Origin of the sequence: Streptococcus mitis, from assembly GCF_047463435.1 — a bacterium.
Classification (GTDB): domain Bacteria; phylum Bacillota; class Bacilli; order Lactobacillales; family Streptococcaceae; genus Streptococcus; species Streptococcus mitis_DS.
Map to the genome: position 1 here is coordinate 1 of NZ_JASHDW010000015.1, position 12,822 is coordinate 12,822.

Genomic DNA, 12,822 nt, shown 5'->3' on the forward strand with positions numbered 1-12,822 from the left:
GCTCCCATAAATGCAAGTAATATTCATTTCTACTCTTATATACAATTCCCTGGACTTCTTTATACAATTCTTTAAACATAACGTTCCCCTTTCTAGATACAGTCTAACAGATTCAGAAACACTTTTGTCCCATTTCCTCCATTCTGTTCCCTACACCGTCTAAACTGCACAAAAAAGAGAGGGCAAGCCTCTCTTTGGGTTATAATTCTGCAATTTGGTTTAGGTTTACTTCTGCAACTGTGTCATTACCAAACATAGAGATAATCATCTTCACTTTATTGTTATCAATCTCTGTAATCTTACCAGTATAGTCTGCAAAAGCACCATCAATGATACGTACAGTTTGACCAACTTCAACATCGATATCAAACTCTTGTACAGTTTGTCCCATAGAAACCAAGATATCACGGATTTCTTGTTCCAATAATGGAGTTGGTTTTGATCTATTTCCGTGAGATCCGACGAATCCTGTAACGTTTGGTGTGTTTCGAACAACAAACCAAGCTTCATCTGTCATCACCATTTCTACAAGAACATAACCTGGAAAGCGATTCTCTTCTACTTCTTTTCTCTTTCCATTTTTTTCAACTTGCACTGTTTGTGTTGGAATTTCAACACGTAAAATATTATCCAACATATTGTAGGTTTGTGCACGTTGCAATAGATTTTCTTTTACCTTATTTTCATAACCAGAATAGGTTTGTAAGACAAACCATCCTTTATCAAAACTATCCATGATACTTCCTTTCATAATAGAAGATTTCTAGCGTGAATAACTCCACAGGTCTTCTAAAAAATGTTAATAAATCGAATCAAACCTGAAACAATCAACTTGTCAAAAATATAAATAATCACAACAAAGAAAGCAGTGTATTCCATGATAGAACGAAAATCTCTCCAGCTTTCCTTGCGAGTTGGCCATGTTGTGTCTTTAAGAAGTCTAAAAATATCTCCAATAAAACGCATCGCTCTCTCCTATCTCGTTTCTCTGTGTGTAGTGTACTTACCACAATGTTTACAAAATTTATTTACTTCTAGTCGTGTTGGCTTGGGGTTTCCGCTGATCTTGATTGAATAGTTTCTCGAACCACAAACCGCACAAGCTAGGCTTGCTTTTTTTAGTGCCATAACGCCTCCATCTTATCTATTATAACAAGAAAGCCAGGCTTTGACAAGCATCTTAACGAAATAGATTGACTACCGAATCCCATATCGTTTGAGCTTTTTCCTTAATTTTAGCATCCGAGATGGCACGGCTAGCCTCATCTACCAGATTTTGTGCACGACTTCTAATATCAGAAAGGCTATTATCCGCCTGATTTTCTTCATTACTCTGTACTTGATTTCTTGTATTGGCTGGTGCAATTCCATTTTGCTTATAAGCATTTTCAACTGTAAAGGTACTTCCTGGCGTATAAGGTAAAATGGTATTTGCAATGTTTCTAAAGACATGGGCTGCACCGTTTGAAGTAGATCCTGCTAGGTAGTGATTTTCATCAGTAGTCGGAAAACCAAGCCAGTGACTAATCACAACATCCGGTGTATAACCAATTACCCACTGGTCACTTGTGTATTCCGGATTAAAAACAGCTTCAGTTGTTCCAGTTTTTCCTGCCATGACATAGTCTGCAGGCGATGAACTAATACCGGTACCGTTTGTAAATGTCCCCAACATCATACTGGTCATCTTGTCAGCTACAGACTTATCAATCACCCGTTTTTGTGAATTTTTATGGCTCGCAATGACCTGACCACTAGCATTTTCAATTCTACTAATAAAATGAGCTTCCGGCATTAAACCTTCATTTGCAAAGACAGCATATGCTTGAGCCATTTGCAGAGGGTTGGTTTCAACACCGCTTCCCAAGGCGACGCCGAGAACACGGTCGACTTTTTCCATGTTGAGTCCGAATTTTTCTCCTGACTCAAAAGCCTTATCAACACCCAAATCATTAACAGTAGCAACAGCAGGTAGATTAAGTGATTCTGCCAAGGCTTGATACATCGGAACTTCTCGACTCGTTTTGATCCCTGCATAGTTATCAACCTTATAGCTGTCATACTGCATGGTATGGTTATCCAACTGCTTATTCAAAGCCCAGCCAGCTTCAACTGCAGGCGTATAAACAACTAAAGGCTTAATTGTAGAACCAGGGCTACGTTTTGATTGAGTTGCATAGTTGAAATTCCGGAATCCAGTTTTATCATTGCCAGCAACCTGACCGACAACTCCACGAACTCCACCTGTTTTCGGTTCGAGAGCTACACTTCCTGATTGAGCAAATGTTCCATCCTCTGCCCTAGGAAATAGAGCTGTATTTTCATAGACAACCTGCATATTTGCTTGGTAGTTTTGGTCCAGCTCTGTGTAAATGCGGTAGCCATTATTTACGATTTCTTCCTCTGTTAGATTATACTTGGAAACAGCTTCATTAACAACCGCATCAAAGTAAGAAGGATAGCGGTAATCTGAGATTTTTCCTTCATACTTATCGTGCAATTGCGAAGTCATATCAACTTCTGCTGCTTCGGTTTCTTGGTTTTTATCAATGTAACCCGCTGCAAGCATATTCTGCAAAACAGTATCGCGACGATTGGTAGAATCTTCTACAGAATTCAAAGGATTATACAGTTCCGGCCCCTTTAGCATTCCTGCCAGAGTCGCAGCTTGATCCAGACTCACTTCTGATGCAGAAACTCCAAAGTATTTCTTACTCGCATCTTCTACACCCCACACACCATTTCCAAAATAAGCGTTGTTAAGGTACATGGTTAGAATTTGATCCTTACTATATTTTTTTGTTAATTCTAAGGCAAGGAAAAATTCTTTCGCTTTTCTCTCAACAGTTTGATCCTGTGACAAATAAGCGTTTTTAGCTAGCTGTTGGGTAATAGTAGATCCACCACCTGAACGGCCAGCTGTTACAATAGCCAAGAAGAAACGACCATAGTTAATCCCGTCATTTTTATAGAAAGAACGGTCTTCTGTCGCAATAACGGCATTCTGCAAATTTTTACTGATATCAGTCAGTTCAACATAGGTTCCTTTTTGACCAGACAAGGCACCAGCCTCCTTTTCTTCACGGTCAAAAATAAGAGTTCGAGTTTTCAAGGCATTTTGCAAATCATTGACATTGGTTGACTTGGCTACAGCAAACAAATAGGTTCCAACTAGCAAGCCTGCACTCAAACCTAGTATAAGGACAATCTTTGTTAGATGATAGCGACGCCAGAATTTTCGAATTGGACCCACTTGGGCTAATTTTTTTCTATCACTGCGAGAACGACGCAAGCTAGTAGACCCAGAATCCTCTGATTCACTTGTTTCTTTTTTAAAAAGAGAAAGAAATTTCTCGAATAATTTATCTAATTTCATGCGTTTATTTTATCATCTTCATCATAGGAAGACAAGAATTTAGCTATTTCCTATCAAAATAGGGCTTTTTTTGTTACAATATCTGTATGCAATTCACATTTACATTACCAGACTCTCTACCTCAAATGACGGTAAAGCAATTACTTGAGGAACAACTCCTCATTCCTAGAAAAATCCGGCATTTTTTGAGAATCAAGAAACATATTTTAATTAATCAGCGAGAAGTTCGCTGGAACGAGATGGTAAATCCTGGAGATATTTGCCAGTTAACGTTTGACAAGGAAGATTATCCCGAAAAAGAAATCCCTTGGGGCAATCCTAACCTCGTTCAAGAGGTTTATCAAGATCAACACTTGATTATTGTCAACAAACCAGAGGGGATGAAAACGCATGGTAATCAGCCAAACGAAATCGCCCTTCTTAACCATGTCAGTGCCTATGTTGGCCAAACCTGCTATGTCGTTCATCGTCTGGACATGGAAACCAGTGGTTTGGTTCTCTTTGCCAAAAATCCTTTTATCCTGCCTATTCTCAATCGCTTACTGGAGAAAAAAGAGATTTCTAGGGAATATTGGGCACAGGTCGACGGACATATCAACAGCAAAGAACTTGTTTTCAAAGACAAAATTGGACGTGATCGCCATGATCGCAGAAAGCGAATAGTTGATACAAAAAATGGACAATATGCTGAAACACATGTAAGCAGATTAAAGCAATTCCCAAACAAAACTTCCTTGGTTCGTTGCAAACTAAAGACAGGGCGAACCCATCAAATTCGTGTGCACCTTTCGCATCATAACTTCCCTATTTTAGGCGACCCTCTCTATAATAGTAAATCAAAAACAAGTCGGCTTATGCTCCACGCCTTTCGACTGTCCTTTACCCATCCGCTTACTCTAGAGAAATTAAGCTTCACTACCCTATCAGATACTTTTGAAAAAGAGTTAAAAAAGAATGGATGATAGCGTCATCCATTTTTAAATATTTAAAAAGCAAGACCAGAGGCCTTGCTTTTTATCGACTCATGAATTATTTAGCGATTTTTGCGAAGTATTCAAGAGTACGAACAAGTTGTGCAGTGTATGACATTTCGTTGTCGTACCATGATACAACTTTAACCAATTGTTTACCGTCAACGTCAAGAACTTTAGTTTGAGTTGCGTCAAACAATGAACCGTAAGACATACCTAGGATATCTGAAGATACGATTGGATCTTCAGTGTATCCGTATGATTCGTTTGAAGCTGCTTTCATAGCTGCGTTCACTTCGTCAACAGTAACGTTCTTTTCAAGAACTGCTACCAACTCAGTTACAGAACCTGCTGGAACAGGAACACGTTGAGCAGCTCCGTCCAATTTACCGTTCAATTCTGGGATTACAAGACCGATAGCTTTTGCAGCACCAGTTGAGTTAGGAACGATGTTTACAGCACCAGCGCGAGCACGGCGAAGGTCACCACCACGGTGTGGTCCGTCAAGAATCATTTGGTCACCAGTGTAAGCGTGGATAGTAGTCATCAATCCTTCAACAACACCAAAGTTGTCTTGAAGAGCTTTAGCCATTGGAGCCAAGCAGTTTGTAGTACATGAAGCACCTGAGATAACTGTTTCAGTACCGTCAAGAACGTCGTGGTTAGTGTTGAATACAACTGTTTTAACGTCGTTTCCACCAGGAGCAGTGATAACAACTTTTTTAGCTCCACCAGCGTGCAAGTGTTTTTCAGCAGCTGCTTTCTTAGCAAAGAAACCAGTAGCTTCAAGAACGATTTCTACACCGTCGTTAGCCCAGTCGATTTGTTCTGGATCACGTTCAGCAGAAACTTTGATGAATTTACCGTTAACTTCAAATCCACCTTCTTTAACTTCAACAGTACCGTCGAAACGACCTTGAGTTGTGTCGTATTTCAACAAGTGTGCAAGCATAACTGGATCTGTAAGGTCGTTGATACGAGTAACTTCAACACCTTCTACGTTTTGGATACGACGGAAAGCAAGACGACCGATACGTCCGAAACCGTTAATACCAACTTTAACTACCATTAGTGATTTCCTCCTTATGAAAATCATGAAATTTTTATTGTGAAAAGAGTAACTTGAATCACTACAAATCACCTTTCAACAAACCTATTATATAACTATTTAAGTTTAATTGCAAGTACGGACATTGTTTTTCTATGTTAGTTTCTTTTTCAGGCTATAAATCAAGAACTTCCTTACTATTCATATCGTAGCGATTCTACAGGATCCATTTTACTAATTTTACGTGCTGGGAAGTAGGCTGAGACATAACCAAGTAATAGAGCAAAAGCTAGAGTTCCTAAAATAGATAGAAGATTTAATTCAAAAACCTTAGTGATGGATGGGTAAAAGTGATTTACAACCGCATTCGCCAAACTTCCCACCCCTTGTGCAACCAAAAATGCCAGCAGCAAGGCGATTCCTACAATCCAAATAGCCTCGTAAATAAAAATTCCTTTGACATCGCGATTTTGATAACCAACTGCCTTCATGACACCTATTTCCTTAGAACGTTGCATGATATTGATGTAAATAATGATACCAATCATGACCGCTGCTACCACAATAGCTTGTGATGAAAGTACAATCAATAATCCCTGAATAACACGAATAAAGGTAATCACAATATCAAGAACCTTCTGTTGAGAAAGCACAGTATACTTCTTATTTTTCTGTAATTCTTCTGTTATCGCTTTTGTCTGTGATGGATCTTTGAGTTCCAGGATAAAATAAGATACAGCTTTTGTAAATCCAGCTTCTTTCAAAATCGTTTCCATTTGATGAGACGGCATGAAACTGTTGCTGTCCTCCATGTCATCTTCATCATTGATTACACGTACAATCTTCGTTTGAAATTGAGCAATCTTACTAGCTTCGGCAGCATTTTCTACAATGCTGGCTGAGACTGATTTGCCAATAAGATCAGTAGCTGTCAGATTGTTTCCTGTCTGTTCATTCCAATTTTTTAGTAAACTGCTTGGAATCGTCAAGCCCTGTTCATTTGCATCAGTATAGAGGGAACCGGCTAATACTTTGTCCGCCTCATTACTACTAACAGAAATACTTGTATCCTCATAGAGACTCACTACTTGAGCATAAGAAGGCATCATTTGACTCAGATCCATTTCTTGACCATCTATAGTAATATTTGACATGGTCATCCCAAAAGGACTCTCCAAATATTTAATAGCTTCTTTCCCAACTGTATCCGTGATATAGTTCTTATCATCTTGGTTCAAAAAGCCTCGTCCAGCATTTTCTGTATTTAAAGCAATCTGAACTTGAGAAGGGATTTGACCTCCATTCGTATTTTCATCAATCATCGAAATCAAAGCATTTCCCAAGCCGAAAGAAATTAAGACTCCTACAAAACCAATTGAGGTTGCTAGCGCAATCAATAGATTACGCCACTTTCTTTCCAGAAAGTTATTTAAAGAAAGTTTGAATTTATTTTTCGATGATAATCCTTTATTTTTTGACTTCTTCAACGACTTCACCATCCTTCATTTTGATAATCACGTCTGCATATTCAGCAACCTCTGGATTATGGGTTACAATCAGTACTGTTTTCCCTGTTTGGGCTAAATTTTTAAATACCTCCAGTACCTTTTCTTGGGATTGAGAATCCAGCGAACCCGTTGGCTCATCTGCTACAATCATATCAGGCTGATTTACCAGTGCACGCGCTATTGCTACGCGTTGCTTTTGCCCGCCAGAAAGCTGTTTAACATTTTTAGCAATAAAAGGCTCCATGCCCAAGTTACTTAATTGCTCCTTTGCAATCATTGTCATCTCCCTGTCAGATAAATCTTTGACATAGAGAGGTAGCTTGACATTGTCCAAGACAGACTGATGAGGAATGAGGTTAAAATTTTGAAACACAAATCCAATCTTATCTTTACGAAATTGAGTTAGTTCAATCTCTGATAAGTCACGGAGGGATTCCCCTTTAAATTCTAAAACTCCTTCATATTGTCTATCTAGACCACTGATAATGTTTAGCAAGCTAGTTTTGCCACAGCCTGACGGACCGTAAATCGCTGTAATTTTACCTTTTGCAATCTGCAGGTTAATATTTCTTAGAGCCTGCTCTTGATGTTTACCGTCCAAAGTGTAAAACTTTGAAATATTTTTAATGGATAAAATGGACATTCTTTCCCCCTTGTTTAAAACCGTTATCGTCATAACATCATACTTATAGAAAATCCTTCAAGCTACATCAGCGCTGATTTACCCTTTAAGTCTACTACTTAGAACTTTCTCTCTATTCCCTAGTTTGCTTCTAGATGTATATCAAGTAAAATTCATTTTAACAAAAAAGCGACATTTCTCCAATGACAGAAATGTCACTATTTTATTTAAACTGGTAAAATTAGAGAAAAAAGCTATCTAAACTAATCTTCAAAAATATTACATTTCTCAAAATATAATATAAATTAGACTAGACAAAAAATCAATTCAAAGCTAACATTTAAAACGTCTTTCCATAATAAAAGGCATAATATCAAAGTTTTTGTATAACTGATATTATGCCTTTTATTGTGAAAACATTTACTTCATTTGCTCCTGAAATCAAGTTTTTCTCAGAATCTTTTATTATCCTCAGTCCATTCCTTATCTAAACTAACGATTAACTGCTCATTGCCAAACATCCTTGCCATCATTTTTGCTTCTTCATACTTTTGTTTGGCTGTATCATAATCCATCTGAATATAATATTTCCACTCCACCATCAAGACAATCGGTTGTTTTTGAAAATCTCGTGTTTTTTGCCCTATTTTATTTAAGGTCTCGACTGCCCTCTTAAAATAATGAAGCAACCCCATAACCTCTATACAAGTTAAAGAAGCTAACAAGGAGTCTCTAAGTAAGTCCAAACAATCGAACTCTATCTTATCAACCTGAGAACTTAATTTGTCATGAAAATAAAGAATAGTTTCATGCTCAGACTTTTTTATCTCACCCTCGTTTAAACCATCCATTAACTGACAAAGAAAATACAGTCTCAATTTCAACAATTCCTCAGCCTTATATACATCTCTGGATAGTAAGTCTTGAAGACTGTCCTCAATCACACCACTTCCGTATAAAGAATTACTAGTCGCTCTCACTGCATCTATTGCCTGAAGGCAGTCCACTATCATCTTCTCATCACGGGGCAGGTCATCATAAAAACACTCGAAAATCTCATCAAAATATTCTTCCTTTTGTTCTTGCAACTCCTTGTCTCCATAGTCAGGGTGATGTAAAAGAAAGTACTTTAATTCTTGGTAGCGTTTAGGCAGTTCCTTATAATCTGGCATCAAGACGTAGGATGGAATTTCTAATCTATCTGCAATATATTCTAGTGTTTTTATAGTCGGTCGAAATTCTCCTTTTTCGATTCTCACCAACTGACGCACTGATAATTCAGACTCATCCCCACAAAAAACTGGACGACTAAGTCCTTTCTCCTCTCTTAAAAGTCGCACTTTATCCCCTAACTCATTTATCTTGTTCATTTGCCCCTCGCATGATTATAAAAGATTTGATTTTCAAATAAATATATGCGATGATTATACCATTTTTCAAATAGAATTACAAAAAAAGAGACAGGGATTCCCTGCCTCTAGGCTGATAAACAATTATTTACGGCGTCCTGGTCTTTCTTTGTAGCCATAGTAAGAATCTTCGATGATTTCTTGCATATGGTCAACCATTGGAAGGCGTGGGTTAGCTGGTGAACATTGGTCTTCGTAAGCAAGGAAGGCTAATTCACGTGAATGTTCTTTCCATTCTTTTTCGTCGATACCTTGTGCTTTGAAGTTCATTTGGATACCTACGCGCTCACCAAGTTCGTAGACAGCTTTTGCGTAAGACTCCACACCTTCTTCTGGAGTAGAAGCTGGAAGTCCAAGCATGCGTGCGATATCTTGGTATTTTTCATCTGCACGGTAGTAGTTGTACTTAGGCCATGTTGCTGTCTTAGCTGGACGTGTACCGTTGTAGCGGATGACGTATGGAAGCAAGATAGCATTTGTACGACCGTGGATTGTGTGGAATTGGGCACCAATCTTATGTGCCATTGAGTGAGAAATACCTAGGAAGGCATTGGCAAAGGCCATACCAGCGATTGTTGAAGCGTTATGCATTTTTTCGCGTGAATGGAAGTCTGCATTCTTAACTGAGCTTTCAAGGTTTTCAAATACAAGCTTGATGGCTTGAAGTGCAAGACCGTCAGTGTAGTCGCTAGCCATTTGTGATACGTAAGCTTCAGTCGCGTGAGTCAATACGTCCATACCAGTGTCCGCAGCAACAAATCCAGGAACTGTCAATACCAAAGCAGGGTCTACGATTGCCACAGTTGGTGTCAATGAGTAGTCAGCGATTGGGTATTTACGGTTATTTGCTTTATCAGAGATAACGGCAAATGGTGTTACTTCAGATCCTGTACCAGATGTTGTTGGGATTGCGATGAATTTAGTCTTCTTACCAAGCAATGGGAATTTGAAGGCACGTTTACGGATATCCATGAATTTTTGGACAAGGTCACGGAAGTCCACTTCTGGTTGTTCGTAGAAGAGCCACATTACTTTAGCAGCATCCATTGGAGATCCACCACCAAGAGCGATGATTGTATCTGGTTTGAAGGCACGCATGATTTCAGTACCACGTTCAACTGTAGTGATATCTGGATCTGGTTCTACATCAGCAAAGATTTGGTAAACAACCTTATTGCGACGAAGATCAAGTTGTTCGATGATACGATCAAGGAAACCAAGCTCTACCATGGCATGGTCAGTAACGATCATGACACGTTCAACGTCACGACATTTTTGAAGGTATTGAATTGAATCACGTTCAAAGTATGTTTTTGAAGGAAGTTTCATCCATTGCATGTTATTTCTCCGTCTTCCGACTTTTTTGATATTCAAGAGGTTAATGGCACTAACGTTATCCCCAACTGAGTTACGTCCGTAAGAACCACATCCGAGTGTCAATGATGGCAAGAAGGCATTGTAAACGTCCCCGATACCACCGAAAGTAGAAGGTGAGTTACAGATAACACGAATAGCTTTAACAGCTTTACCAAATTCTTTAGTCAATTCTTCGTCAGCTGTGTGGATAGCTGCTGAGTGACCAAGACCGTTAAATTCAACCATTTGACGAGCTTTGGAAATACCATCTTCACGGCTTTCAGATTTCAAAACTGCGATAACTGGTGACAATTTTTCACGAGTCAATGGCTCGTTTTCACCAACTTCTTTACATTCTGCAGCAAGAATGTTTGTTCCTTCTGGAACTGTAAATCCTGCTTGCTCTGCAATCCAAGTTGCTGGTTTACCAACGATGTCAGCGTTCAATTTCGCACCAGCACAGTTTTTGCTGTTTGCTTTCACGCCGAAGCAGAATTCTTCAAGAAGAGCTTTTTCTTTTTTGTTTACAAAGTAAGTGTGGTAAGATTTGAACTCTGCTACAAATTCATCGTAAATTTCTTTATCAATGATAACCGCTTGTTCAGATGCACAGACCATACCATTATCAAATGATTTAGACATGACGATATCGTGTGCTGCTTGACGGATGTTTGCTGATTTTTCAACATAGGCTGGAACGTTTCCGGCACCTACCCCAAGAGCTGGTTTACCACATGAGTATGCGGCTTTAACCATGGCATTACCACCTGTTGCAAGAATTGTGGCAACACCTTCGTGGTTCATAAGTGCACTAGTTGCTTCCATAGATGGTTCAGTGATCCACTGTACACAGTTTTCAGGAGCTCCTGCTTTAATCGCAGCATCACGAACGATTTGAGCTGCGTGAGCTGATGATTCTTGAGCTGATGGGTGGAATGCAAAGACGATTGGATTACGAGTCTTCAATGAAATCAATGCCTTAAAGATCGCTGTTGATGTTGGGTTTGTTGTAGGAGTAATACCACAGACAACACCAACCGGTTCAGCGATGAGAGTCAATCCTGTTACATCGTCTTCTTCGATAACGCCAACTGTCTTAGTGTGACGCATGTTGTTTACTACATGTTCACAAGCAAACAAGTTCTTAGTTGCTTTATCTTCAAATACACCACGTCCTGTTTCTTCATAGGCATGTAAAGCCAATTCTCCGTGGGCATCCAAAGCTGCTACTGACGCTTTAGCTACGATGTAGTCAACCTGCTCTTGATCCAACTTACGCATTTCTTCAAGAGCAACTAGAGCTTTTTGCACCAATCCATCGACATGCTTTTCAGCAGCGAGTTTCTTTTCCTCTGGTGTCATAGTTTTTTTATCAGCCATATTTTCCTCCATAGCTTTCAAGGATTGATATCCTTTGTTAATTTTTTCACAAGTTTATTATAACGCATTATTTCAACTTTGTAAACAGTTTCATAAATATTTCACAAAGAATTTTTAAACCCTTGTGAAATTTTTCTCATTTTCTTTTCTTATCAGGTTTTATATTTAAAGTTTGTGAAATTTATTTCAAAAATTTTTTATTTCACAAACTTGCTTGGAAGAGGAACTTGGAAAGAAAAGGATTTGCAGGTAAGCGCTTACTTCAAGGTTCTAACAATACCTCCTTTGATAAGGAGGCTTTATTTTTGTTGAAAAACGCCTTGTTTAAAAGTTCCTTCATAAACGACTTCTTGTTCTGTTGTTAGTTTCCCTTTTCCTTCAGCCTGACCATTTACAAAATCACCTTCGTAGGTCCAGCCTTCTTTAGATTGAAAGGTACCTTTTCCATTGAAGGCTCCATTGCTGAAACCACCTGTATATTGGTCCCCATTTTGGAAAGTAATAGTACCCTGTCCATTCATTTTACCACGGACAAGACTGCCATCGTAAACAATCGTTCCATTATCCAGTTTTAGAACACCTTTTCCAGGAATATTTAGAAAAAAGACGAGTACAGCACAGAAAACAATGGCAACTACTGCTAAAAGCTCTAAACGTGGACGAGTCAGATAGACACGATACTTTTCGTAAAAATTCTTAAGATTTTCCATCTTCACTCTCCCTTTCTAAACGTTCTAACCAAGCCCTGCACCCCTCTTGAACACGTCGATAGGTTTCCTCAAAATCTCCTGTATACCAAGGATCTGGAACACTTTCAGATGCAAATGAGTAAATCTTATCTTGACAGTCTGCTGGACACATCTGACGTAAGTCAGAAACATTTGAAGCATCCATTCCGATAATATAATCAAAAACTTCAAAATCTTCCTTACTAATCTGAAGCGACGTTTTGGCTTTGTCATAGGGAATCTCATATTGTTGAAAAATTCCTTGAGTTCCCTTATGAATCGGATTACCATGTTCCCAAGAGGAAGTCGCTCGACTTTGGATTTCGTAATTATCTGTCATTGATTTCATAACAAACTCAGCCATAGGACTGCGACAAATATTTCCCAGGCAGACAAAGACTAGTTTTTTCATCCCATTTCCTTT

At 38.8% G+C, this 12,822-nt stretch carries 12 protein-coding genes and 1 pseudogene; 1 reads left to right on the forward strand and 12 read right to left on the reverse strand.

Features of this window, described 5'->3' with window-relative positions:
* The 5 genes and pseudogenes from QM843_RS08810 to pbp2a all read right to left on the reverse strand — a co-directional run.
* Positions 1 to 79 (reverse strand): annotated as a pseudogene (locus QM843_RS08810) (sigma-70 family RNA polymerase sigma factor); the annotation flags it as partial.
* Between the two features lie 120 nt (positions 80 to 199).
* Positions 200 to 736, reverse strand: a complete 537-nt coding sequence (gene nusG, locus QM843_RS08815; RefSeq protein WP_000376740.1) for a transcription termination/antitermination protein NusG — start codon at positions 734 to 736, stop codon at positions 200 to 202.
* Positions 737 to 789: 53 nt separating this feature from the next.
* The gene (gene secE / locus QM843_RS08820; RefSeq protein WP_001210990.1) at positions 790 to 966 is read right to left on the reverse strand and encodes a preprotein translocase subunit SecE; all 177 of its coding nucleotides are present in this window, start codon (positions 964 to 966) and stop codon (positions 790 to 792) included.
* Between the two features lie 9 nt (positions 967 to 975).
* On the reverse strand, positions 976 to 1,128 hold the full coding sequence (rpmG, locus tag QM843_RS08825) for a 50S ribosomal protein L33 (RefSeq protein ID WP_001809375.1): 153 nt from the start codon (positions 1,126 to 1,128) through the stop codon (positions 976 to 978).
* Between the two features lie 52 nt (positions 1,129 to 1,180).
* Positions 1,181 to 3,376 carry a penicillin-binding protein PBP2A gene (pbp2a, locus tag QM843_RS08830; protein WP_414304787.1) on the reverse strand — a complete coding sequence of 732 codons (2,196 nt, stop codon included), beginning with the start codon at positions 3,374 to 3,376 and terminating at the stop codon, positions 1,181 to 1,183.
* 86 nt (positions 3,377 to 3,462) lie between these two features.
* Between pbp2a and QM843_RS08835 the strand changes: the two genes are divergently transcribed.
* The gene (locus QM843_RS08835; RefSeq protein WP_004238891.1) at positions 3,463 to 4,338 is read left to right on the forward strand and encodes an RluA family pseudouridine synthase; all 876 of its coding nucleotides are present in this window, start codon (positions 3,463 to 3,465) and stop codon (positions 4,336 to 4,338) included.
* A gap of 67 nt (positions 4,339 to 4,405) precedes the next feature.
* Here QM843_RS08835 and gap read toward each other — a convergent pair whose 3' ends face one another.
* From gap to QM843_RS08870, 7 genes are all read right to left on the reverse strand, one after another.
* Positions 4,406 to 5,416: a type I glyceraldehyde-3-phosphate dehydrogenase gene (gene gap / locus QM843_RS08840; protein WP_000260662.1), complete on the reverse strand. Its 1,011-nt coding sequence runs from the start codon at positions 5,414 to 5,416 to the stop codon at positions 4,406 to 4,408.
* Positions 5,417 to 5,592: 176 nt separating this feature from the next.
* Positions 5,593 to 6,894, reverse strand: a complete 1,302-nt coding sequence (locus QM843_RS08845) for an ABC transporter permease (protein ID WP_192855147.1) — start codon at positions 6,892 to 6,894, stop codon at positions 5,593 to 5,595.
* Positions 6,863 to 7,546, reverse strand: a complete 684-nt coding sequence (locus QM843_RS08850; RefSeq protein WP_084946516.1) for an ABC transporter ATP-binding protein — start codon at positions 7,544 to 7,546, stop codon at positions 6,863 to 6,865. Before QM843_RS08850 ends, QM843_RS08845 begins: the two co-directional genes overlap by 32 nt.
* Before the next feature lie 431 nt (positions 7,547 to 7,977).
* A complete protein-coding gene (locus QM843_RS08855) occupies positions 7,978 to 8,895 on the reverse strand; it encodes a helix-turn-helix domain-containing protein (protein ID WP_084946517.1) in 918 nt (305 codons plus the stop codon).
* 123 nt (positions 8,896 to 9,018) lie between these two features.
* On the reverse strand, positions 9,019 to 11,670 hold the full coding sequence (adhE, locus tag QM843_RS08860) for a bifunctional acetaldehyde-CoA/alcohol dehydrogenase (protein WP_314500734.1): 2,652 nt from the start codon (positions 11,668 to 11,670) through the stop codon (positions 9,019 to 9,021).
* A gap of 299 nt (positions 11,671 to 11,969) precedes the next feature.
* Positions 11,970 to 12,380: an MORN repeat-containing protein gene (locus QM843_RS08865; protein WP_084925436.1), complete on the reverse strand. Its 411-nt coding sequence runs from the start codon at positions 12,378 to 12,380 to the stop codon at positions 11,970 to 11,972.
* A complete protein-coding gene (locus QM843_RS08870; RefSeq protein ID WP_084925438.1) occupies positions 12,367 to 12,810 on the reverse strand; it encodes a low molecular weight protein-tyrosine-phosphatase in 444 nt (147 codons plus the stop codon). Before QM843_RS08870 ends, QM843_RS08865 begins: the two co-directional genes overlap by 14 nt.
* Positions 12,811 to 12,822 lie beyond the last annotated feature (12 nt).

What these genes read in the sequence shown, in the direction of transcription:
- nusG (WP_000376740.1), bottom strand. Translation starts at nt 736, where the DNA reads ATGGATAGTTTTGATAAAGGATGGTTTGTCTTACAAACCTATTCTGGT.
- secE (WP_001210990.1), bottom strand. Translation starts at nt 966, where the DNA reads ATGCGTTTTATTGGAGATATTTTTAGACTTCTTAAAGACACAACATGG.
- rpmG (WP_001809375.1), bottom strand. Translation starts at nt 1,128, where the DNA reads ATGGCACTAAAAAAAGCAAGCCTAGCTTGTGCGGTTTGTGGTTCGAGA.
- pbp2a (WP_414304787.1), bottom strand. Translation starts at nt 3,376, where the DNA reads ATGAAATTAGATAAATTATTCGAGAAATTTCTTTCTCTTTTTAAAAAA.
- QM843_RS08835 (WP_004238891.1), top strand. Translation starts at nt 3,463, where the DNA reads ATGCAATTCACATTTACATTACCAGACTCTCTACCTCAAATGACGGTA.
- gap (WP_000260662.1), bottom strand. Translation starts at nt 5,416, where the DNA reads ATGGTAGTTAAAGTTGGTATTAACGGTTTCGGACGTATCGGTCGTCTT.
- QM843_RS08845 (WP_192855147.1), bottom strand. Translation starts at nt 6,894, where the DNA reads ATGGTGAAGTCGTTGAAGAAGTCAAAAAATAAAGGATTATCATCGAAA.
- QM843_RS08850 (WP_084946516.1), bottom strand. Translation starts at nt 7,546, where the DNA reads ATGTCCATTTTATCCATTAAAAATATTTCAAAGTTTTACACTTTGGAC.
- QM843_RS08855 (WP_084946517.1), bottom strand. Translation starts at nt 8,895, where the DNA reads ATGAACAAGATAAATGAGTTAGGGGATAAAGTGCGACTTTTAAGAGAG.
- adhE (WP_314500734.1), bottom strand. Translation starts at nt 11,670, where the DNA reads ATGGCTGATAAAAAAACTATGACACCAGAGGAAAAGAAACTCGCTGCT.
- QM843_RS08865 (WP_084925436.1), bottom strand. Translation starts at nt 12,380, where the DNA reads ATGGAAAATCTTAAGAATTTTTACGAAAAGTATCGTGTCTATCTGACT.
- QM843_RS08870 (WP_084925438.1), bottom strand. Translation starts at nt 12,810, where the DNA reads ATGAAAAAACTAGTCTTTGTCTGCCTGGGAAATATTTGTCGCAGTCCT.